The 21,080-nt window shown below is 53.2% G+C and carries 21 protein-coding genes, 1 rRNA gene and 1 riboswitch; all 22 genes read left to right on the top strand.

The features are described 5' to 3' along the window. Window positions 1-44: 44 nt before the first annotated feature. Entirely contained in the window at window positions 45-1,604 is a 1,560-nt protein-coding gene (locus ACFQ2I_RS22335) for an ABC transporter ATP-binding protein (protein WP_377568254.1), read from the top strand. Next, entirely contained in the window at window positions 1,604-2,701 is a 1,098-nt protein-coding gene (locus tag ACFQ2I_RS22330) for an ABC transporter permease (RefSeq protein WP_377568252.1), read from the top strand. The genes ACFQ2I_RS22335 and ACFQ2I_RS22330 overlap by 1 nt, the downstream gene beginning before the upstream one ends. Continuing rightward, window positions 2,698-3,660 (top strand): ABC transporter permease, encoded by a 963-nt coding sequence (locus ACFQ2I_RS22325; RefSeq protein ID WP_377568250.1) that lies wholly within the window; start codon window positions 2,698-2,700, stop codon window positions 3,658-3,660. Before ACFQ2I_RS22330 ends, ACFQ2I_RS22325 begins: the two co-directional genes overlap by 4 nt. Window positions 3,661-3,891: 231 nt before the next feature. Next, window positions 3,892-4,830, top strand: coding sequence for a quinolinate synthase NadA (nadA, locus tag ACFQ2I_RS22320; RefSeq protein WP_377568248.1), 939 nt, complete (start codon window positions 3,892-3,894; stop codon window positions 4,828-4,830). Window positions 4,831-4,872: 42 nt separating this feature from the next. Further along, window positions 4,873-6,486, top strand: coding sequence for an L-aspartate oxidase (gene nadB / locus ACFQ2I_RS22315; protein ID WP_377568246.1), 1,614 nt, complete (start codon window positions 4,873-4,875; stop codon window positions 6,484-6,486). After that, entirely contained in the window at window positions 6,479-7,366 is an 888-nt protein-coding gene (gene nadC, locus ACFQ2I_RS22310; RefSeq protein WP_377568422.1) for a carboxylating nicotinate-nucleotide diphosphorylase, read from the top strand. Before nadB ends, nadC begins: the two co-directional genes overlap by 8 nt. Next, complete coding sequence (locus ACFQ2I_RS22305) at window positions 7,363-8,139, top strand: type III pantothenate kinase (RefSeq protein ID WP_377568244.1); 777 nt, start codon at window positions 7,363-7,365, stop codon at window positions 8,137-8,139. Before nadC ends, ACFQ2I_RS22305 begins: the two co-directional genes overlap by 4 nt. Then, window positions 8,136-9,041 carry an Hsp33 family molecular chaperone HslO gene (hslO, locus tag ACFQ2I_RS22300; protein ID WP_377568242.1) on the top strand — a complete coding sequence of 302 codons (906 nt, stop codon included), beginning with the start codon at window positions 8,136-8,138 and terminating at the stop codon, window positions 9,039-9,041. Before ACFQ2I_RS22305 ends, hslO begins: the two co-directional genes overlap by 4 nt. A gap of 17 nt (window positions 9,042-9,058) precedes the next feature. Next, a complete protein-coding gene (locus tag ACFQ2I_RS22295; protein ID WP_377568240.1) occupies window positions 9,059-10,042 on the top strand; it encodes a peptidyl-prolyl cis-trans isomerase in 984 nt (327 codons plus the stop codon). Between the two features lie 128 nt (window positions 10,043-10,170). Then, the gene (gene cysK, locus ACFQ2I_RS22290) at window positions 10,171-11,109 is read left to right on the top strand and encodes a cysteine synthase A (protein ID WP_377568238.1); all 939 of its coding nucleotides are present in this window, start codon (window positions 10,171-10,173) and stop codon (window positions 11,107-11,109) included. Window positions 11,110-11,218: 109 nt separating this feature from the next. Next, a complete protein-coding gene (locus tag ACFQ2I_RS22285; RefSeq protein WP_377568236.1) occupies window positions 11,219-12,811 on the top strand; it encodes an anthranilate synthase component I family protein in 1,593 nt (530 codons plus the stop codon). Next, window positions 12,808-13,389, top strand: a complete 582-nt coding sequence (gene pabA, locus ACFQ2I_RS22280; RefSeq protein WP_377568234.1) for an aminodeoxychorismate/anthranilate synthase component II — start codon at window positions 12,808-12,810, stop codon at window positions 13,387-13,389. The genes ACFQ2I_RS22285 and pabA overlap by 4 nt, the downstream gene beginning before the upstream one ends. Further along, window positions 13,386-14,276 (top strand): aminodeoxychorismate lyase, encoded by an 891-nt coding sequence (pabC, locus tag ACFQ2I_RS22275; protein ID WP_377568232.1) that lies wholly within the window; start codon window positions 13,386-13,388, stop codon window positions 14,274-14,276. Before pabA ends, pabC begins: the two co-directional genes overlap by 4 nt. A gap of 85 nt (window positions 14,277-14,361) precedes the next feature. Next, window positions 14,362-15,210: a dihydropteroate synthase gene (folP, locus tag ACFQ2I_RS22270; RefSeq protein ID WP_377568230.1), complete on the top strand. Its 849-nt coding sequence runs from the start codon at window positions 14,362-14,364 to the stop codon at window positions 15,208-15,210. A gap of 17 nt (window positions 15,211-15,227) precedes the next feature. Next, window positions 15,228-15,614 carry a dihydroneopterin aldolase gene (folB, locus tag ACFQ2I_RS22265; protein WP_377568228.1) on the top strand — a complete coding sequence of 129 codons (387 nt, stop codon included), beginning with the start codon at window positions 15,228-15,230 and terminating at the stop codon, window positions 15,612-15,614. A 58-nt stretch (window positions 15,615-15,672) separates the two neighbouring features. Then, the gene (gene folK / locus ACFQ2I_RS22260) at window positions 15,673-16,197 is read left to right on the top strand and encodes a 2-amino-4-hydroxy-6-hydroxymethyldihydropteridine diphosphokinase (RefSeq protein WP_377568420.1); all 525 of its coding nucleotides are present in this window, start codon (window positions 15,673-15,675) and stop codon (window positions 16,195-16,197) included. Next, window positions 16,149-16,361, top strand: a complete 213-nt coding sequence (locus ACFQ2I_RS22255) for a helix-turn-helix domain-containing protein (protein WP_377568226.1) — start codon at window positions 16,149-16,151, stop codon at window positions 16,359-16,361. The genes folK and ACFQ2I_RS22255 overlap by 49 nt, the downstream gene beginning before the upstream one ends. An 8-nt stretch (window positions 16,362-16,369) precedes the next feature. Further along, window positions 16,370-17,416: a tRNA dihydrouridine synthase DusB gene (gene dusB / locus ACFQ2I_RS22250; RefSeq protein WP_377568224.1), complete on the top strand. Its 1,047-nt coding sequence runs from the start codon at window positions 16,370-16,372 to the stop codon at window positions 17,414-17,416. A gap of 290 nt (window positions 17,417-17,706) precedes the next feature. Continuing rightward, the gene (gene greA / locus ACFQ2I_RS22245) at window positions 17,707-18,183 is read left to right on the top strand and encodes a transcription elongation factor GreA (RefSeq protein ID WP_377568222.1); all 477 of its coding nucleotides are present in this window, start codon (window positions 17,707-17,709) and stop codon (window positions 18,181-18,183) included. Between the two features lie 83 nt (window positions 18,184-18,266). Continuing rightward, window positions 18,267-19,769, top strand: coding sequence for a lysine--tRNA ligase (lysS, locus tag ACFQ2I_RS22240; protein ID WP_377568220.1), 1,503 nt, complete (start codon window positions 18,267-18,269; stop codon window positions 19,767-19,769). 150 nt (window positions 19,770-19,919) lie between these two features. Beyond that, window positions 19,920-19,999: riboswitch (cyclic di-GMP riboswitch) on the top strand. A 15-nt stretch (window positions 20,000-20,014) separates the two neighbouring features. Continuing rightward, on the top strand, window positions 20,015-20,809 hold the full coding sequence (locus ACFQ2I_RS22235) for a transglutaminase domain-containing protein (RefSeq protein WP_377568218.1): 795 nt from the start codon (window positions 20,015-20,017) through the stop codon (window positions 20,807-20,809). A 205-nt stretch (window positions 20,810-21,014) separates the two neighbouring features. Then, a 16S ribosomal RNA gene (locus tag ACFQ2I_RS22230) occupies window positions 21,015-21,080 on the top strand; the annotation flags it as partial.

Here is a 21,080-nt window from a genome sequence, read left to right as displayed (position 1 = left end):
GGGAATGGGCAAGGGCGGCAAGGCAAGAAAGGGGATGCGCTGATATGGCGGATTTCAGCGAAGAAGTAGTACGGCTGCAAGGCATTACGAAACGGTTCGGGGGATTCGTCGCGAACGAATCGGTCGATCTGCAGCTTCATCGCGGCGAGATTCATGCTCTGCTCGGCGAGAACGGGGCAGGCAAGTCCACCTTGATGAACATCTTGTTCGGCTTATATCAGCCCGATGAAGGAGACATATGGATTCATGGACGGAAAACAGTCATTCATGGCGCCGCCGACGCTATTGCGCTTGGCATAGGCATGGTGCATCAGCACTTCAAGCTTGTGCAGCCGTTCACGGTAGCCGAGAATATCGTACTGGGCAACGAGCCGCGCCGCGGTATCTCGCTTCATTACAAGCGGGCCAATGACAACGTGAAGGAGCTCTCGGAGCGATATGGCATGAAGGTCGATCCTGAAGCGGTCATCTCCGATATAACTGTGGGCATGCAGCAGCGCGTTGAAATTCTGAAAACCCTGTATCGGGGCGCCGATATCATCATTCTGGATGAACCGACAGCGGTGCTGACCGTGCAGGAAATCGACGATCTTATGCAGATCGTGAGAAATCTGGCTGCGGAAGGCAAGTCTATCATCATCATTACCCACAAGCTGCGAGAAGTCATGGCGATTGCCCACACGGTGACGGTGATTCGCAGAGGAAGGTTGGTCAGAACGGTGAGAACCGCCGATACAGATGAGCGCCAGTTGGCGGAATTGATGGTAGGCCGCGAAGTGCAAATGGAAGCAAGAGATAAGAACAATCGGACGTTCGGAGAAGTGGTGCTGGAAGTTCAGGGGCTTCGCTTGAAGGGAGAGCAAGGAAGGGATGTACTGGACGGCATCGGTCTGCAGGTTCGTGCCGGAGAGGTGCTCGGTATCGCCGGAGTGGATGGCAACGGACAGAGCGAGCTGGTATTCGCTATAGCGGGTATGCGTAAGATAAGCGAAGGCAGCGTGAAGCTTGATGGCAAGGACGTAACGAACGCGACGCCCCGGACGATCTCTCATGCCGGGCTGGGACATATTCCGGAAGACCGGCATAAGCACGGTCTGGTGCTGGACTTCACACTAAGCGAGAATATGATTCTTAATACGTATTATTTGCCGCAGTACGGTCGATCGGGCTTCATTGATGAGAAGGCGATGAATAAGCTGGCGGAATCGTTGGTCCGGGAGTTCGACGTTCGTACTTCAGGAATAGATGTGCCCGCCAGAGCATTGTCGGGAGGCAATCAGCAGAAGGCGATTATCGCCAGGGAGATGGTTAAAGACCCGGGGCTAATCATTGCGGTGCAGCCGACGCGTGGCCTGGATATCGGGGCTATACAATATGTACACAGCCGTCTGCTGCAGGCGAAGGAGGAAGGAAAGGCGATTCTTCTTATTTCGTTCGAGCTGGACGAGCTGTACGCCTTGTCCGATACGATCGTCGTCATGTACGAGGGAAGGCTCGTGGGGGAAGTGGATGCGACGCATCGGGATGATGAGAAGCTGGGCTTGTTGATGTCCGGCCATACCGATCTGTCGAACGGGAAGCTGGCGAAGGGAGGAACGCGCTAATGTCGGATGGGATCAGGAAGATGTTCACCCCTTCCTCGCTGCTGGTTCCGCTTGTATCGATCTTGCTGGGCCTGCTTGTAGGAGCGATTGCCATGCTGGCGGGCGGTTATAATCCCATTGTCGCTTATCTCTCGCTATTTGACCGCATATTCGGCAGCCCGTATCATATGGGCGAAGCGATTCGCGCCATAACGCCCCTTCTATTCACCGGCATCGCCGTGGCATTCGCCTTTCGGACGGGATTGTTCAATATCGGCGTAGAAGGCCAGTTCATAATGGGTATGACGGGAGCGACCATTATCGGCGTAACTCTGAAGCTTCCTTGGTATGTGCACGGGCCGCTTGCCGTTGTAGTGGGCGCTCTGTTAGGAGGTCTATGGGCAGGTCTTGTCGGCTATTTGAAAGCACGGCGCGGCGTGAACGAGGTGATCTCCTCCATTATGCTGAACTGGATTGCCTTGTACTTGGCCAACTATATTGTATCCCGCTACCTGATGGAGCCAGGGCAGCAGAAGTCCAAGCCGATTCACGAATCGGCGCTGATGTCGATCGACTGGCTCGTAGAGCTGATGGATCGTGCGCGCATGCATTGGGGCACCGTAGTCGGACTGATTTGCATTGCGATCTTCTACGTGCTGCTGTGGCGGACGAAGCAAGGCTACGAGCTGCGAGCGGTAGGGCTGAATCCCGATGCCGCGCTATATGCGGGCATGAACGTCAATCGCACCATCTTGAAATCGATGTTCTACAGCGGGGTGTTCGCCGGTCTTGGAGGCGTGTTCGAAGTGCTGGGCGTATTCGGCAATCAGACGATTATGGCGTCCTACTGGGGATACGGCTTTGACGGGATTGCCGTGGCGCTGCTGGGAGGCAATTCGCCGATCGGCGTACTGCTTGCGGCGATGCTGTTCGGGGGATTGACGTATGGCTCTGCGGGCATGAGCTTCGGAGCGGGAGTGCCGTCGGAGATTGTGCGAATCGTAATTGGTTCCGTTATTTTCTTCGTAGCCGCCCACGGCATTGTCCTGCTATTAGTGAAGCCGTTAATGTCTGGCAGGGCCAGGGCTGACAAGAGAAGAGGAGGCAACGCGGCATGAATTTCGTAGACATTGCGGGGCAACTGTTGAATATTACGCTCGTTTTTTCGACGGCGCTTATTTTTGCCGCGCTTGGAGGCATGTACTCCGAGCGATCGGGCGTGATTAATATCGGCCTGGAGGGTCTGATGGTGTCGGGCGCCTTCGCCGCCGCTGTCATGACGGATTATGCCACGAACGCGGGGTTCGGCGCTCTGTCGCCTTGGGTCGGCCTTGCGGCTGCTGCAGTGTACGGCGTGCTGTTCTCGTTGCTGCATGCTGTTGCCGCCGTGACGTTCCGTGCGAATCAGACGGTTGTCGGTGTCGTGATCAATATACTGGCGCTTGGCTCCGCTATATACTTCACGCGCAGCTTGTATAACGAGTCTGCCCAGACAAGGCAGCTGCAGTATGTGTTCGGCAAAATGCCCATTCCCGGACTGTCGGACATTCCGATTATCGGGGAGGGACTGTTCAGGGCCTATCCCACAACCTATCTAGCCATTGTGCTGGTCGCCGTCAGCTACGTCGTAATGTACATGACGCCGTTCGGACTGCGCTTAAGAGCGGTCGGCGAGCATCCCAGCTCGGCGGATACCGTTGGCATCCATGTGGCCAAATATCGTTATATCGGTGTCATGCTGAGCGGTGCGCTAGCTGGGCTTGGCGGCGCGACGATTACACTGACCACGACCAGCAGTTTTGCCCACAATACGATATCGGGGCAAGGCTTTATCGCGCTTGCGGCGCTTATATTCGGCAGATGGAATCCGATAGGTCTTGCAGGTGCGGCACTCTTCTTCGGACTTGCGAGTGCCGTTCGCAACTTCGTGCAGTTGTTCGAATTCTCCAGACAGCTGCCGTCAGAGCTGTTCTATATGCTGCCTTATGTGCTAACGCTAGTTGTGCTCGCCGCTGCCGCCGGCAGAACGCAAGCTCCAGCTGCGCTGGGACAGCCTTATGATCCTGCAAGACGGTGACGGGGGCTCCGATCGGGAAATAATGCTATGAAATGCCCTTTCATCCATTGACAGACCTTCCTGCCAAGTGTAAATTTAATCTTAATTAAACGAACTATGCAGCGAAAGGCGAACGCCTCCATGACTTTGTGCATCAATTCACAAAGTAGAGGCGATCGCCGTACAATGGAATGGGGCGAAAGTGATTATTCTCACATATCGTCCCATCCCTCATAAGAGGAGAGGATTAACGTGGAAGCACTGGCACTGGAGCGCAAGGCGGAGCAGAACCGCGTACTGCGTGAACGGCTAATGCAATTGAAGAAGGAACGCAATGCCATTATTCTAGCTCATTATTATCAGCGAGACGAAATTCAAGAGGTCGCAGATTTCCGAGGCGATTCCTTCCTGCTGGCCCAGAAGGCTGCGCAGACCGATGCGGAGGTTATCGTATTCTGCGGCGTCCACTTCATGGGCGAGAGCGCCAAGATATTGGCGCCGAACAAGACGGTCATTATTCCAGACGAGCGTGCAGGTTGTCCCATGGCCGACATGGTCAATGTCGAGGGTCTTCGCAAGCTGAAGGCGCAGCATCCCGGCGCCACTGTCGTCACTTATATTAATTCATCGGCAGAGATTAAAGCCGAGACGGATATTTGCTGTACGTCAGCCAATGCCGTGAATGTCGTCAATTCCGTAGAGGGGCAAGATGTCATCTGGGTTCCAGACAAGAATCTAGGTCATTACGTGCAGCAGAATACGGACAAAAATATGATCATCTGGGAAGGCTACTGCAATACACACGACATGCTTACCGTAAAGGATGTCGAGGAGATGAAGGCCAAGTATCCGGAGGCGCAGTTCGTCGTTCATCCGGAATGCCGACCCGAAGTGGTGGCGCTTGGCGATTTCGTAGGCAGCACTACGGCTATTTTGAAATATTGCCGCGATTCGGATTATCAGGAATTTATTGTTGGCACCGAGGATGGAACGGGGTATCAGCTTCGTCTGGACAGTCCGGACAAGAAGTTCCACTTCGCTTCGAAATATTTGGTTTGCCCCAATATGAAGGTTAATAATTTGAAGAAGCTCGTCAAATGTCTGGAGACGATGCAGCCTCAAATCTATGTACCGCCTCAAGTAGCGGAGAAAGCACGTCTGTCATTGGAGCGCATGCTGCAGGTGAAGTAGCATGCGCTGCTCCCATGCTTAAGCGAAAGTGGAGGAACCGCCGTGATACCAAGATACCTAGTAGACATAGAGCTCAACAAGCTCAAAGTAATCGATAGAGACGTTATTGTAATCGGGGCCGGCATTGCCGGTCTTTTTACCGCTATAAGGGCTAGCGAGCTTCATTCGGTGCTGATGATCACAAAAAAATCGTTGCTCGACAGCAATACGCGCTATGCACAAGGCGGTATAGCGGCAGTGATATCCGATGAGGACTCACCGGCCTATCATCGGCAGGATACGCTGATCGCGGGAGCGGGCTTGTGCTCTGGAGAAGCGGTCGATGTGCTGGTGCACGAGGGGCCCGAGGGCGTGTGCAGCCTGATCGGGATGGGGACGCAGTTCGATCAGGAGAACGGCCAGTTCGCCCTGACGAAGGAAGGAGCGCATAGCCAGCGTCGTATATTGCATGCCAATGGCGATGCGACCGGTTACGAGATTGTCAGGGCGTTGTCGGAGAAGGCGGTGGCCAGTGACAGCATCGAAGTGTGGGACGAGCACTTCGCGATCGACCTGGTGACGCAGGATGGCGAGTGCTGCGGGGCCATTGTGCAGAAGCCGGATGGCGAGCGTGTATTCGTGCGGGGCAAGGCTACGATTCTATGCTCAGGAGGAACGGGTCAACTCTACCGCTATACGACCAATCCGGAGGTAGCTACCGGAGACGGCATTGCGATGGCGTATCGCGCTGGGGCGTATATCCGGGATATGGAGTTCCTGCAATTCCATCCAACCTCACTGTGTTATCCGGGAGCGCCCAGATTCCTCATCTCAGAGGCGGTGCGCGGCGAAGGCGCCGTTCTGCGCAATATAAAAGGAGAGCGGTTCATGGAGAGATATCACGAGCAGCAGGAGCTGGCTCCGCGTGATATTGTGGCCCGAGCTATTGTCAGTGAGATGGAGGAGACGCGGTCGACGTTCGTCTATCTGGATATTACGCATGAGCCTGCCGATCGGGTAAGGCATCGGTTCCCGACGATCTACCAATACTGTCTGAAGTACGGACTTGATCTGACGACAGACTGGATACCGGTCGCTCCTGCCATGCATTATATGATGGGGGGCGTCAGGACCGATCTGAACGGGGAGACGAATATTAGACGTCTGTTCGCTTGTGGGGAAGTATCTTCAACCGGCGTGCACGGAGCGAACCGGCTTGCGAGCAACTCCTTGTCGGAAGCGATCGTGTTCGGCCGCCGCATCGTGAAGCGGATCGAGCAGCTGCATTCGCTAGATGCGGCGCCGCATATTTCTTGCGGACAGGAGAGAGACAGCGTCTCTATGCAAGCGGTCGTGGAGCGAAGGCTGAAGCTTCAGAAGATTATGGTACGCTACGTCGGATTGAGGCGGGATGAGAAGGGCTTGCGGAAAGGGCTGGAGGAATTGAAGCGCCAGCTACCCATCTTCCACTCCATCCTGACAGAGAGAGAAGAGCTGGAGTTCGCGAATATGCTGACTTGCGCTCTTCTGACGGCGGAAGCGGCATTGATGCGGGAAGAGAGCCGCGGCGCGCATTACCGGGAGGACTTTCCCGTGAAGGATGACTTGGTATGGCGGAAGCATACGATATTGCATCGTACAGAAGGGATAACGGAGGAGCGTATTCATGATGCTTGATTGGAAGGCTGACGGATATAGCCAGCAGCAACTGCGGGAGCAGATCAAGAGCTGGCTGGCAGAAGATATCGGAAGCGGGGATGTGACGGCGGAGACGACGATTCCCGCATCCGCCCGTTCTGTCGCAATTATTCATGTGAAGGACAATGGTCTGGCAGCCGGCATTCCGGTTGCCCGTCTTGTCTTTCAGGCGGTAGATCCCACTCTCGTATTCAAAGCGCATGTAGCGGATGGGGAGAAGGTCAGCTATGGAACGGTGCTTGCCGAGGTGGAAGGCAGTACGAGGAGCCTGCTGATGGGCGAGAGGCTGGCGCTGAATCTGTTGCAGCGCTTGTCGGGTATTGCCACGAAGACAAGCGCGTATGTCGATGCGCTGCAGGGCCTGCCTGTCCGTCTGGTCGATACGCGCAAGACGACACCGGGTCTTCGTATGCTGGAGAAATATGCCGTGCGTGTAGGCGGTGGATATAATCATCGCTTCGGTCTCTATGACGCCGTGATGATCAAGGATAATCATATTAAAGGGGCCGGAGGCATTAGTACGGCTGTAGAAGCTGCCCGTGAAGGTACTCCCCATACGATGAAGATCGAGGTGGAGACTGAATCGCTCAGTCAGGTAGAGGAAGCGCTGGCCAGCGGAGCGGACATCATTATGCTGGACAATATGCCGCCGGAGCTGATGAAGCAGGCTGTCACCTACATCAAGGAGAGAGCGCCCCATATCGTGACCGAAGCTTCAGGCGGCGTATCGCTGCAGACGATTCATGCCATCGCTTCGACAGGTGTGGATGTGATATCGGTGGGGGGATTGACCTATTCTGTTCCTGCACTTGATATCAGTCTCGATCTGAATGAGAAGAAGGGCGGTAAATCACAATGATTCTGGTCATTGATGTAGGCAATACTAATATTGTCATCGGGGTCTACAAGGAATGTGAATTGCAGCATCACTGGCGGCTTAGCACGAACCGTTCCAGCACCGCAGATGAGTACGGTATGGCGCTTCACAACTTGTTCCACCATGTCGGTGTGTCGATTGCATCCATTGAAGGAGTCGTCATTTCTTCCGTTGTTCCGCCTCTGATGAGAACGCTGGAGCAGCTTTGTCAGACTTATATCAGGAAGGCTCCTCTCGTCATTGGACCGGGAGTGAAGACCGGATTGAATATTCGCTATGAGAATCCAAGGGAGGTCGGCGCCGATCGTATTGTCAACTCGGTAGCCGGTATTGAGAAGTATGGGGCGCCATTAATTATTGTAGACTTCGGCACGGCGACTACCTTTGATTACATTGACCAGAACGGCAGCTACCTGGGAGGAGCAATTGTACCGGGCATCGGCATTTCTACGGAGGCGTTATACCAGCGAGCGGCCAAGCTGCCGCGCATCGAACTGGTGAAGCCGAAGAGCGTAATCGGCCGCAACCCGATAACATCGATGCAAGCGGGTATCGTATTCGGCTATGCGGGACAGGTGGACGGCATCGTCAATCGAATCCGTTCGGAATTCGGGGTATCCCCGAAAGTGGTGGCTACTGGCGGACTGGCGGATCTCATTGCGGAGGAATCAGACACGATACAAGAGGTGGACCATCTTCTAACGCTGGAGGGGTTGCGGATCATATATGAACGAAATCAGGAGGGACAATCATGAATAACGGTTTGAAGGACGTGCTCGTCCGCGGAACGGCATGGGGCGGCAAGCTTCGTCTGTTCGCGGTACGCACGACTAACCTTGTAGAAGAGATGCGTCGCAGGCAAGACAGCTTTCCAACCGCAACGGCTGCATTAGGACGCACGGCTGCAGTGGGAGCGATGATGGGAGCGATGCTGAAGGGCAAGGAGAAGCTGACGATCCAGGTGAAGGGAGACGGGCCGATCGGAGCGGTAGTCGTCGACGCCAATGCGGACGGGGACCTGCGCGGCTACATTGATCATCCGCAAGCCCATCACGCCAGCAATTCGCTAGGCAAGCTGGATGTAGCTGGAGCGGTAGGGACGAGCGGACACATTCACGTCATCAAGGATCTGGGCCTGAAGGAGCCATATCGTGGCAGCAGCCCAATTATATCTGGCGAGTTAGGCGAGGATTTCACCTATTACTTCACGGTATCCGAGCAGACGCCTTCCGCTGTAGGCGTCGGAGTGCTGGTCGATACGGACAATTCGGTTATCCATGCCGGAGGATTCATTGTGCAGGTCATGCCGGGTCTGGCCGATGAAGAGCTGACGAGACTGGAGCAGGCGGTCGCCGCCATGCCGCCTGTAACGTCGCTGCTGGACCAAGGCGAGACACCGGAGAGTATTCTGGAGTGGCTGGTCGGTGAAGGTGAACTGACTGTTCACGATACGATGGAGCTTCGCTTCCGCTGCCAGTGCTCCGATGAGCGTGTGACTCAGATGTTGGTCAATCTTGGTGAACAAGAGCTGAAGAGCATCTTGGAAGAAGACGGGCATGCCGAGATCGTATGCCACTTCTGCAATGAGAAGTATTCATTCGACAAGCCGAAGCTGGAAGAGCTGCTGGTGCAAGCGCAATCGAAGACATCCCCGTAAGCGGAGGGGAGCGTGCCATGAGAAGATATAATTGGTTGAAAACGGTCGTTATGATTCAGGCGGTATGCATGATTGCCCTGACAGGGGCCGTCATGGTGAAGATATGGCCGCTCCCAGCTCAAAGAAGCAATATACAGAATGATCCGCCAGCATTGTCGGATGACGGCGGCAGCGATTCCCAAAGCCAGTCCGGGGATCATGCCGGAGAGGATGTTGCGAAAGTAGGGAATCTCTCCATCACGCGGCAGCAGTTGAATGAAGAGCTCTATAGGCAATATGGCGATGAGGTGCTTCGAGCCATGCTGCTGCGCCGTGCGGTGGATCTGGAGGCGGAAGCGACAGGCCTGCGCGTAATGGATGAAGAGCTTGACAGGGAGCTGGCCGCCGCAGCGGAAGGCTATGACACGATGGAGCAGTTCTTGAAGGTCATGAAGGAACAGCTCGGCATGTCGAAGCAGGAAGTGAGGCGCGATACGAAGTATCGCTTGCTCATGGAGAAGTTGGCCATTCGGGATATTGTCGTCACGGATGAAGAAGTGGAGCAGTATATCGCTATGCATCCGGAGCAATTCGAGCCGCGGCTGCAGCTTCATCTGCAGTGGATCGTAACAGCAACGGAGGCGCAAGCGCTGGATCTGCTGGAGCGCTTGGCGGATGGGGAACCGTTCGATGAACTGGCAGCGGCTTACTCGCTGGATGAGTTCACATCCGGCATGGGCGGCGATCTAGGCATCATCGAAGCCGACGACCCATTCTATGATGAAGCGATGCTTCAAGCGGCGAGAGAGATGGAAGTAGCAGAGATTGCAGGACCGATTGCGATGAGTGATAGTGAAGGGTTCTGTATCGTTCAATTGTCCGGAAGGAATGTGCTGGATGAGATGAACGGGCGCAGGATACAGGATACCGTCCGCAAGCAGCTGGCGCTGGAGCGGGCGAAGCCGTTGAAGAAGCTGGAGGAAGAACTGCTGCAGAAGCATGGGGCAGTCGTGTTGAGATGAGGGGCCAAGGGCAAGGAATGCGGATCGGCCAGATCGCCAAGAAGGCTATTGACAACCAGACTCTGACATTGATAAGATGGAAATAATAAAAACCAACTATTTTAGTCGGAATAGGGAGGCTTTCGTTCATGGCCAGAATTGTGCAGAGTGTTACGGAACTTATCGGAGATACGCCTTTAGTACGTCTCAATCGCTTGGTGTCTGAAGACAGCGCGGAAATATATGTGAAATTGGAGTATCAGAATCCTGGTGCTAGCGTAAAGGACAGAATTGCGATTAGCATGGTGGAGGTTGCCGAGCAAGAAGGAAGGATTAAGCCGGGCGATACCCTTGTCGAGCCAACCAGCGGCAATACCGGTATCGGTCTTGCTCTTGTGGCGGCGGCCAAGGGATACCGGGCGATACTGGTCATGCCGGAGACAATGAGTGTGGAGCGCCGCAATCTGCTTCGCGCTTATGGGGCAGAGCTGGTATTGACCCCGGGATCGGAAGGGATGAACGGAGCGGTTCGCAAGGCGGAAGAGTTGGTTCAGGAGAATCCTTCCTACTTCATGCCTCAACAGTTCAAGAATCAGGCCAATGTAAAGATCCATCGCGAGACGACAGGCCCGGAAATCGTAGAGGCTATTAACTCGCTGGACGGCAAGCTGGATGCATTCATTGCAGGCATCGGCACGGGCGGGACGATCTCGGGCGCCGGAGAAGTGCTGAAGCAGAACTTCGAAGGTGTCAAGGTGTATGCGGTCGAACCGGCTGCATCCCCATTATTGTCCGGCGGCAATCCGGGACCTCATAAAATTCAAGGCATCGGTGCAAATTTTGTGCCGGATATCCTGAATCGCGAAATCTATGACGGCGTAATTGCGGTAGAGAATGAAGACGCATTCGAATATGCGCGCCGTGCGGCGAAGGAAGAGGGCATTCTATGCGGCATCTCTTCCGGTGCAGCGATCTACGCAGCGTTGAAGGTGGCGAAGGAGCTGGGTAAAGGCAAGCGCGTCGTCGCCATTGTGCCAAGTAACGGTGAACGATATCTCAGCACCCCTTTATTCAACTTTGAGAACTGATTCTATGTTGTGCAGAGCCTTCCATTCCTCGGAGTGGAGGGCGCTTTTCTTTTGTCCCGCGATTTTGTATACTTAGCGAAACAAACAACATGATCGGGGGTTAGAGGTGATGGTCACCGCTTGGGAGCAATGGGTTCGGTGGCACGCCGAAGGCATCTATACGACGTTGCCGTTGCTGAAGGAGTTGCCATTGGGAGGTGAAGACGCTATAGCTTCTTGGGAGGAGGCGTGGCAGGATGCTTCTCCGTATTCGTTCGTGCTGGAGAGCGGCAAGAATGGAAGATATACGTATTTGGGTCTTCATCCGGATGGCTTCATTAGCGGGAAGGGGCTGGCGGCCGAATCGGTCGCATTCGCAGGTCTCCAGGAGCAGAGCGGCGAGAAGCGGAAGTGGACGGGAAAGCCTCTGGAAGTGGTGAGAGAGTGGCTGGGCACTTCCCGAGGCCCGAGAGTGCACGAAGGACCGCGCTGGCTGGGAGGCTGCGTCGGCTTCTGGGGCTACGATATCGCACGGACGATTGAGCGGCTGCCTATGCTTGCCGAAGATGATACACACTTGCCGGACTATCTGTTCTTGCGCATGAACGAACTGTGGGTTGTGGATCATGAGAAGGGAATCGTATATTGCGCCGTTCATAGCCCAGTAAGTCCGGACATGTCTGAAGCTGCCGTTCGGGTGGTCTATGAGCGGGCGATGTCCCGAGCGGAGGGCATGTCGGACTATTGGCTTACCTGGTTCGAGGAGGAACGCGCAGTCGCCAGAGCCAGAGAGATGAGAAGGAACAGGCGCACACTTATGGAGAATGATACGCTCCATATCGATATTGAGAGCATGCCCGGCATCCGTTCTCCGTTCGGCAAGGAAGCGTTCATGGATGCGGTCAGATCTATACAGCGGTATATCGGTCAAGGCGACGTCTTTCAGGTGAATCTGTCGCAGCGGCAGAGCCGCCGAACAGCTACACCCCCGGAAGAGCTTTACGAATGGCTCAGACTGTTCAATCCTTCTCCATATATGGGTTTTTTGCGTTGTCCTGACTTTCAACTGGTGTCCGCATCACCTGAACTTCTGGTGAAGTTGACCGATGGCCGTCTGGCGGCGAGACCGATTGCAGGAACGCGCAGGCGGGGACGTACGGAAGAAGAGGAAGCACGGTTCATTGAGGAGCTGCGGAGCAATGAGAAGGAACGGGCGGAGCATATTATGCTTGTGGACTTGGAGCGTAACGATCTGGGTCGCATCTCGGCATACGGATCGGTCGAGGTGAAGGAGCTAATGGTTATTGAGCGCTATTCTCATGTGATGCATCTGGTCTCACAGGTGGAAGGGACGATTGCCGAGGGCAGGGATGCCTTCGATGTCATTGCCGCGACCTTCCCAGGCGGTACAATTACGGGAGCGCCCAAAATCCGCACAATGGAGATTATTGAGGAACTTGAGCCGGTCAGGCGCGGGCCTTATACAGGATCGATGGGCTGGATTGACTACAATGGCGATATGGAATTTAATATTATTATTAGAACGATGGCTGTCCAGGACGGGCTTGTTCATATTCAGGCCGGCGCTGGCATCGTCATCGATTCCGACCCGGAGCGGGAATATACGGAATCGCTAAGCAAGGCTAAAGCGTTGTGGAAGGCGATTCAATACAGCGAGCGGTTCGCCGGAGAGAGGAAATTAAGGGGGATGGAACAAAAATGATACTCGTGATCGATAATTATGATTCATTTACGTACAATTTAGTACAGTATCTGGGCGAGCTGGGTGAAGAGATTGTGGTGAAGCGGAATGACGAGATTGACCTTGCGGGTATTGAAGCGCTCGCTCCGGATCATCTCCTAATCTCGCCGGGGCCCTGCACGCCTAACGAAGCGGGAATTAGCCTGGCGCTCATTGAGCGGTTCAAGGGGGAGATTCCGATCTTCGGCGTATGTCTCGGTCACCAGTCAATCGGGCAAGCGTTCGGCGGAGAGGTCGTGAAGGCGGACAAGCTGATGCACGGCAAAACCTCTCCGATTCATCATGACGGCAAAGGCGTGTTCGAAGGGATGGAGTCTCCGTTCACTGCAACGCGTTATCATTCACTTATTGTCCGGAGAGACACCTTGCCGGAATGTCTGGAGATTAGTGCGGAGACGGCCGAAGGTGAAATTATGGGACTGCGCCATAAGCGCTATGCGATTGAAGGCGTACAATTCCATCCGGAATCCATCATTACAGAGCATGGCTTGACCATGCTGCGCAACTTCCTGCATCATCGGACCGGCGTCGTCCAATGAGCGGCTTGAAGGTAGGCTTGAATGGTACAGTGCTTGAAGCGGACGAAGCTGTGATCTCAGTATACGATCACGGCTTTTTGTACGGACTGGGCTTGTTCGAGACATTCCGAACGTACGGTGGACAGCCGTATTTGTTGGGTTCGCATATGAAGAGACTGAACGCTGGCTGCAAAGAACTTGGCATCGCCTTCTTCATGTCGGAGGAAGAGGTGGAGAGATGGGTGCGGCAGCTGCTGCAGGCGAACGGGCTGAATGACGGCTATATTCGGCTTACCGTCAGTGCCGGGGTTGCCGAACTTGGCTTGCCTAGTGCTGATTATACCGAGCCTACTGTGTTGCTGCTTGTGAAGCCTCTGCCCGCAATCGCAGAGGAAGCGGTGCTTCGCGGCAAGCCGCTGCGGCTGTTGAATACGAGGAGAAATACGCCGGAAGGCAACGTCCGCTTCAAGTCGCTTCATTACATGAATAACATTCTGGCCCGCAGAGAATTGTTGTCGTACGGCGATGACATCGCTCCAGGAACGGAGGGGCTAATGCTGAGCCGCGATGGCTGGCTGGCAGAAGGCATCGTGAGCAATCTGTTCTTCTACCGCGCTGGCATCGTGTATACACCGGATATAGCTACCGGCATTCTTCCAGGAGTTACCCGGAAGCGAGTGATAGAATTGGCGGAGCTGGAGGGGCTGCAAGTGCAAGAAGGCTTCTACACCTGGGAGCAGCTTCGGGGGGCGGAGGAAATATGGATGACCAATTCCATACAGGAGATTGTGCCTGTAACGACCCTTATTGCTACGGACGGAGAGTATATTGCTGTGAGCGGCGGCATAGCGGGAGCTGTGACCAGACGGATGCTCGCCGCTTATCGGAATGACATAAGCTGTACATAGTAGGGGTGGGAGGGGAAGCTTGATGCCATAACGGCTAGTCTGGGCACTGCGGCAAGGTCATGTCAAGGAAAGGGAGCGTTATGAGATGTTAGATGATCGTACAAGATATAGGAAAAGGCGATATGAATTCGGCGACGGAGTCACGATGCAGCTGGGACGGAGAACGCTTGTTATGGGTATCTTGAATGCCACTCCGGATTCCTTCTCCGACGGCGGGCGATATCTGGGAACGGATGCTGCAGTGGCCCATGCGGTAGCGATGGTGGAGCAGGGCGCGGATATACTGGACATCGGTGGCGAGTCGACTCGGCCGGGAGCGGAACAGATTGATCAAATGGAGGAAGAGCGCCGAGTCATTCCGGTTATTGCCGCAATCAGACGAGAGCTGCCGCATGTGCCGTTGTCCATCGATACATACAAGGCGGAGACGGCTAAGGCTGCGTTGGAGGCCGGAGCTCACATTATTAATGATATATGGGGGTTGAAAGGCGATCCCCACATGGCTTCCGTAGCTGCGGAATACGGCTGCCCCGTTGTCATCAGCCATAACAGGCATTCTCATCAATATGAGAATCTCGTGCACGATGTCATCTCCGACCTGCGAAGCAGCATAGGCCTGGCTAGAGCCGCAGGTGTCAAGGACGAGTGGATATGGCTTGATCCCGGCATCGGATTCGCCAAAAGTTATGAAGAAAATCTGGAGCTTATGGGTCGCTTGTCGGATATAGCAGACATGGGCTATCCGTTGCTACTGGGCACATCACGCAAGAAGTTCATTCAGCGAACGCTGAATGCCTCTCCGCAGGAAGTCGTCGAAGGGACAGCCGCGACTGTGGCGGTGGGAATTATGCATGGCTGTCAGATTGTCCGTGTACACGACGTCGCGGCCATCAAGCGTACCGTTCGTATGGTAGACGCCATTCAATACCGATAAAGGAGAATGTAGCAAAGATGGATAAAATGAAGGTGAAGGGGATGCGGTTCTACGGCTATCATGGCGTGTATCCCGAGGAGAACAAGCTGGGACAGCAATATTCCGTCGATTTGGAGCTTTACCTGGACTTGGAGCAGGCGGCAGTGACTGACGATTTGCAGTATACCGTGAATTATGCCGAGCTTCATAGTGTAGTCAAAAAAATGGTGGAAGGGCCTCCTGTTCAATTGATTGAGACTTTGGCAGGGAACATTGCATCAGAGGTGCTTGAAGCTTATACTATGGTAAATGAAGTGATGGTAGGTGTAACGAAACCGCACCCGCCATTCGATATACACTTTGACGGCGTATCGGTACAGCTGCGAAGAAAGCGGGACGAGCATGGCAATATCGTACGAGCATAATATGAAGGAGCCGGGCTCCAGCATAGGTACGACGGCTGGACAAGAGAGCTTACGCAATATGTCCGAGGCATACATCGCTCTCGGTTCCAATATGGGAGATCGCGAATCGCTGCTCATGAAGGCGATTCAGCGGCTGCATGCCCAGCCCGGTATCACTGTCAATCGTGTATCCGGCATGTACGAGACCGATCCCGTCGGGTATACGGAGCAACCGCCATTCCTTAATATGGTCGTTGCCGTTGCTACTGGTCTGACTCCCTTATCATTACTGCGAACCGGACTCCGGATCGAGCAGGAGCTGGGAAGAATTCGCCATGAGCGCTGGGGGCCGAGAACCATTGACCTTGATCTGCTACTATACGATAATGTCAGAATGGATCAAGAGGAGCTGACGCTGCCGCATCCTCGCATGATGGAACGGTCATTCGTACTTGTTCCGCTGTATGATGTGCTCAATGTTGCGCATCCGCTGCATGAGCAAGTTGCGACATCGTCTGTTGCGGCGACACAGGCAGGAAAGGAAGGCATCACCCTATGGAAAACAATCAATTGGCTCAACGAGTCAGAGCCTTTCGAAAGCTGAAGGGATACACGCAGCTGGAGTTGTCCAAGGAACTCGGCGTATCGGTAGCGGTGCTGGGTTCATTGGAGCGCGGAACGCGGAAGAACGATCCCAGGTTGCTTCAACATATCGCCCAGACGCTGGGAATCAGCTATGAAGAATTAATGTCAGTTAAGGAGGAGTAAGGAGCGACATGCTGAAAATCGGACACATCGAGATGAAGAATAAAGTGGTACTTGCGCCGATGGCCGGCGTGTGCAATCCCGCTTTTCGCTTAATTGCCAAGGAATTCGGAACTGGTCTGGTCTGCGCCGAGATGGTGAGCGACAAGGCGATCCTGCATGGCAACAAACGCACGATGGAGATGCTCTATGTCGATGAGCGGGAGAAACCGCTTAGCCTCCAAATATTCGGAGGGGACAGGGAGTCGTTGGTCGAAGCGGCCAAGGTCGTTGATAAAGGGACGAATGCGGACATCATCGATATTAATATGGGTTGTCCGGTGCCCAAGGTGACCAAATGCGATGCAGGCGCTCGCTGGCTTCTTGATTCAAACAAGATATATGAGATGGTGTCTGCCGTCGTGGCTGCTGTCGATAAGCCTGTTACGGTCAAAATGCGTATCGGCTGGGACGACGAGCATATCTACGCTGTGGAGAACGCGCAAGCTGTGGAGAGGGCAGGCGGCAAAGCCGTCAGCGTCCACGGCAGAACGCGGGAACAGCTGTATACGGGTAAGGCCAACTGGGATATTATCAGAGACGTGAAGGATGCTGTCTCCATTCCGGTTATCGGAAATGGCGACGTCTTCTCTCCTGAGGATGCGCGCAGACTGCTGGAACATACGGGCTGTGATGGCGTCATGATTGGAAGAGGCGCTCTGGGCAATCCTTGGATGTTGTACCGCACGATTCAATATTTGACGACGGGTGCGCTGCTAGGCGATCCCACTCCGCGTGAGAAGATGGATGTAGCTATTTTGCATCTGGACCGCCTTGTTGCATTGCGCAATGAATCGGTGGCTGTCCGCGAGATGAGGAAGCATCTAGCTTGGTATCTAAAGGGCCTACCAGGCGCTGCCCGCGTGAAGGATATCATTATGGAAGAGACGAGCCGGGATCGATTGGTGGAGATTCTGAAGGATTATATTGATTCCTTGGACTGTGATGGGGATGGGGAATTCGCCGTGTCGAATGGCAGACTACAGATGGCGGGCACATCGAATATAGCCGCACACTAGCCAATTGCATGGAGGGAAAGGAAGTATAGCATTCTTAGCAACAGGAAGCGACGCTCCGCCTTTTCCTTGTCATGCTGCGGCAATGTAACCATGCGGAAACGGTTTCAAAATACAGGTTGGCTTTGATTGACATTCGGGGTGATTTTGCAATATAATCGTGCAATATCAATCCCCATGAACAACTTAACTTGCGCAGACATAGGTATGTTGGAAATCATGCGTAATATATTTAGGTAAAGTGAATTCATACAACGTATGAAAATTAGTCACATGACAGGAGAATCGGGAAGATGAGCGATAAGGAAATCATTCTGACTCAAGACGGTCTGAAGAAGCTTGAAGATGAACTGGAGAACCTGAAGTCTGTTAAGCGTCGTGAAGTGGCGGAACGGATCAAAATCGCGATCGGCTACGGGGACATTAGCGAGAACTCGGAATATGAGGATGCCAAAAACGAGCAAGCTTTCATCGAAGGGCGAATTATTACTTTGGAGAAGATGCTCCGAAATGCCCGAATCATTAACAACGATGAGATTGATGTGGATACGGTCAGCATCGGCTCTATCGTCACAGTGGAAGACATGGAATTAGGCGACACGATGGAATACGCGATTGTAGGCACTGCGGAATCCGATCCGCTTCAGAACAAGATCTCAAATGAAAGTCCTGTCGGCAAGGCGATCTTGGGCAAGCAAAAAGGCGAGGTTGTCGAAGTGAATGTGCCTGCGGGCGTTATACAATATAAAATAATCGATATTAAAAAATAAGGTGCGCCAGTCATCGTTTGGAAAGCTTCCGTGCCGGAAGCTTTTTGAACGTTCACCGCCAGATTTAGAGGAGATGAATTCATTTGGAACATGAGCATAATGACAACGGTCAGGAGTTGAGTGAACTCCTGCAGATTCGTAGAGACAAATTGGACGAGTTGCGGGGGCTTGGCATCGATCCGTTCGGCAGCAAGTACGAGCGCACGCATCATGCGCAAGCCATCCTGGAAGAATATGAAGAGGTAAGTAAGCCGGAGCTTGAAGAACGCGCCGTTAAAGTGAGCATTGCCGGTCGTATTATGCAGAAGCGCGGAATGGGAAAAGCCGTCTTCGCCCATATCCAGGATTTGAGCGGAAGAATTCAAATCTATGTGCGCAAGGATTCGGTGGAAGAGAAGCAATTCGCCGCGTTCAGTCTGCTTGATATCGGCGATATTATCGGCGTTGAAGGAGTCGTATTCAAAACGAACACCGGCGAAGTGTCAGTGAAAGCGGAATGTATCGAAGTGCTGACCAAGTCACTTCTGCCCTTGCCGGACAAGCATCACGGCTTGAAAGATGTGGAGTTGCGTTATCGTCAGCGCTATGTCGATCTGATCGTTAATCCCGACGTCCAGCAGACATTCATTACGCGTTCCCGCATTATTCAATCGATGCGCCGCTATCTGGACTCATTAGGCTATCTGGAGGTCGAGACGCCGACTCTCCATACCATTGCCGGCGGAGCGGCTGCACGTCCATTCGTCACTCATCACAATGCGCTGGATATGGAGCTGTATATGCGAATAGCGATCGAGCTCCATCTGAAGCGTCTAATCGTTGGCGGACTGGAGAAGGTGTACGAGATCGGACGTGTCTATCGCAACGAAGGCATCTCAACGCGCCACAATCCTGAGTTCACTATGATCGAATTGTATGCCGCATACGCGGATTATAAAGATATTATGGCTCTTACAGAGAGTATGATCGCTCATATCGCGCAAGATGTGCTTGGTACCATGAAGATTAAATATGGTGATCATGACGTGGATCTTACACCGCAATGGCGTCGGGTGAGTATGGTAGAGCTGGTGAAAGAAACGACCGGTGTAGACTTTAGTGTAGCAATGAGCGATGAAGAAGCGCATGCATTGGCGAAGGAGCACAAGGTTCCGGTGGAGCCGCATATGACTTTCGGTCATATCGTGAATGCATTCTTCGAGAAGTTCTGCGAGCATACGCTGATTCAGCCGACATTCGTGACCGGCCATCCTGTGGCGATCTCCCCGCTGGCCAAGAAGAGCGAGGAGGATCCACGCTTTACAGACCGCTTCGAGCTGTTCATTGTAGCGAGAGAGCACGCTAACGCGTTCACGGAGCTTAATGATCCGATCGATCAGCGCGAACGCTTCGAAGCTCAGCTGGAGGAGAAGGAGCAAGGCAATGACGAGGCGCATGATATGGACGATGACTTCATACGCGCGCTGGAGCACGGCATGCCTCCGACAGGCGGGTTAGGAATCGGCATAGACCGTCTCGTGATGCTGCTGACTAACGCACCATCCATCCGAGATGTGCTGCTGTTCCCTCATATGAGGGATGCATAGGATACGCTAGATCTGAACCTTCATGTTCGCTGATTTAAGCGGATGTGGAGGTTTTTTTGAATTAATGGATTGCGAGATTTGAATAATATGGTAGTATAAACATACAACCCTGTCGAAATATACACGCTGGGTGAACGAGAGAACAAACTCATACGACAATGGCAAACCTATCGAAAGGTAGGGACGCAAAGCTAAAGGGCCTTCCAACGGATGGCAGCCTGGCTACCGAAAGGAGTTTATTTGTTATGCGCAAGCACTTATTGATCATGATTTGCGTGGCTATGCTCGTTCTTCCTACTGGAATGGCGACAGCTGCGGACGGGAACAACGGGAAGTGGCTGGATACAAGCGAGCTCGATAAAGGTGTTGTGACGGTCAAGTATGCAGTAAAGCCGAATGTGAAAACTAAAGTTATGATTATGAAAGGCGAACAGCGCTATACATACCAATTGCATAGCGGGGACGACGAGGAATCGTTTCCTCTCCAGATGGGCAATGGCAAGTATAGAGTGCTGGTGCTGGAGCATCTGTCCGAGAAGTCTTATAAGGTCTTAAAGAGCGAATATGTTCAGCTGGCGCTGAAGGACGCCAACAAGCTTTACTTGAACTCGGTGCAAAATGTGAAGTGGACAAGCACGGACGAGGCCATTAAGAAAGCGGCTGTGCTGACCAAAGGGCTGGAAACGGATGCGGAAAAGGTTAAGGCGATCTATCAATTTATTATCACTACTATTAAATATGATGAGAAGCTGGCTAAAACGGTGACTACCGATTACTTGCCGGATATCGATCAAACCTTGAGCGAGAAGAAAGATATATGTTACGGTTATGCAGCTTTATTCGGTGCTATGATGCGGAGTCTGGATGTTCCAACCAAGCTGGTCATGGGCGAAGCGGATGACATTAAGACATATCATGCTTGGAATGAAGTGTTCTTGAACGGCGAGTGGGTCGTAATCGACACGACTATCGATGCCGGCGCAAAGAATGCTGAGATGGTGAAAGACAGCAGCAAATATAGTGCTCAAAAGGTCTACTAATCACTCTTAAAAACAAATTCAAAAAAAGACTTGCATTGGTATAGTTGTCTGTGATATATTATTAAAGTCGCCGCTGAGACATTGGCGATACGCAAGAGGAAAGAGATTGTTCCTTGAAAACTGAACAACGAGCGAAACTGCCCTGTTAATTCTAATGGATTAATGGAAAAGCAATATAAGTAATGAGCAAGTCAAACGAACTTCTTTTATGGAGAGTTTGATCCTGGCTCAGGACGAACGCTGGCGGCGTGCCTAATACATGCAAGTCGAG

This window comes from Paenibacillus chungangensis, assembly GCF_042675905.1.
GTDB classification, from domain to species: domain Bacteria; phylum Bacillota; class Bacilli; order Paenibacillales; family Paenibacillaceae; genus Pristimantibacillus; species Pristimantibacillus chungangensis.
Note: the sequence above shows the minus strand (reverse complement) of the source record. Positions and strands in the feature narration are given on the sequence as shown.

Coding starts and splice junctions, on each gene's coding strand:
- ACFQ2I_RS22335 (WP_377568254.1), top strand. CDS start 45: ATGGCGGATTTCAGCGAAGAAGTAGTACGGCTGCAAGGCATTACGAAA.
- ACFQ2I_RS22330 (WP_377568252.1), top strand. CDS start 1,604: ATGTCGGATGGGATCAGGAAGATGTTCACCCCTTCCTCGCTGCTGGTT.
- ACFQ2I_RS22325 (WP_377568250.1), top strand. CDS start 2,698: ATGAATTTCGTAGACATTGCGGGGCAACTGTTGAATATTACGCTCGTT.
- nadC (WP_377568422.1), top strand. CDS start 6,479: ATGCTTGATTGGAAGGCTGACGGATATAGCCAGCAGCAACTGCGGGAG.
- ACFQ2I_RS22305 (WP_377568244.1), top strand. CDS start 7,363: ATGATTCTGGTCATTGATGTAGGCAATACTAATATTGTCATCGGGGTC.
- hslO (WP_377568242.1), top strand. CDS start 8,136: ATGAATAACGGTTTGAAGGACGTGCTCGTCCGCGGAACGGCATGGGGC.
- ACFQ2I_RS22295 (WP_377568240.1), top strand. CDS start 9,059: ATGAGAAGATATAATTGGTTGAAAACGGTCGTTATGATTCAGGCGGTA.
- cysK (WP_377568238.1), top strand. CDS start 10,171: ATGGCCAGAATTGTGCAGAGTGTTACGGAACTTATCGGAGATACGCCT.
- ACFQ2I_RS22285 (WP_377568236.1), top strand. CDS start 11,219: ATGGTCACCGCTTGGGAGCAATGGGTTCGGTGGCACGCCGAAGGCATC.
- pabA (WP_377568234.1), top strand. CDS start 12,808: ATGATACTCGTGATCGATAATTATGATTCATTTACGTACAATTTAGTA.
- pabC (WP_377568232.1), top strand. CDS start 13,386: ATGAGCGGCTTGAAGGTAGGCTTGAATGGTACAGTGCTTGAAGCGGAC.
- folP (WP_377568230.1), top strand. CDS start 14,362: ATGTTAGATGATCGTACAAGATATAGGAAAAGGCGATATGAATTCGGC.
- folB (WP_377568228.1), top strand. CDS start 15,228: ATGGATAAAATGAAGGTGAAGGGGATGCGGTTCTACGGCTATCATGGC.
- folK (WP_377568420.1), top strand. CDS start 15,673: ATGTCCGAGGCATACATCGCTCTCGGTTCCAATATGGGAGATCGCGAA.
- ACFQ2I_RS22255 (WP_377568226.1), top strand. CDS start 16,149: ATGGAAAACAATCAATTGGCTCAACGAGTCAGAGCCTTTCGAAAGCTG.
- dusB (WP_377568224.1), top strand. CDS start 16,370: ATGCTGAAAATCGGACACATCGAGATGAAGAATAAAGTGGTACTTGCG.
- greA (WP_377568222.1), top strand. CDS start 17,707: ATGAGCGATAAGGAAATCATTCTGACTCAAGACGGTCTGAAGAAGCTT.
- ACFQ2I_RS22235 (WP_377568218.1), top strand. CDS start 20,015: ATGCGCAAGCACTTATTGATCATGATTTGCGTGGCTATGCTCGTTCTT.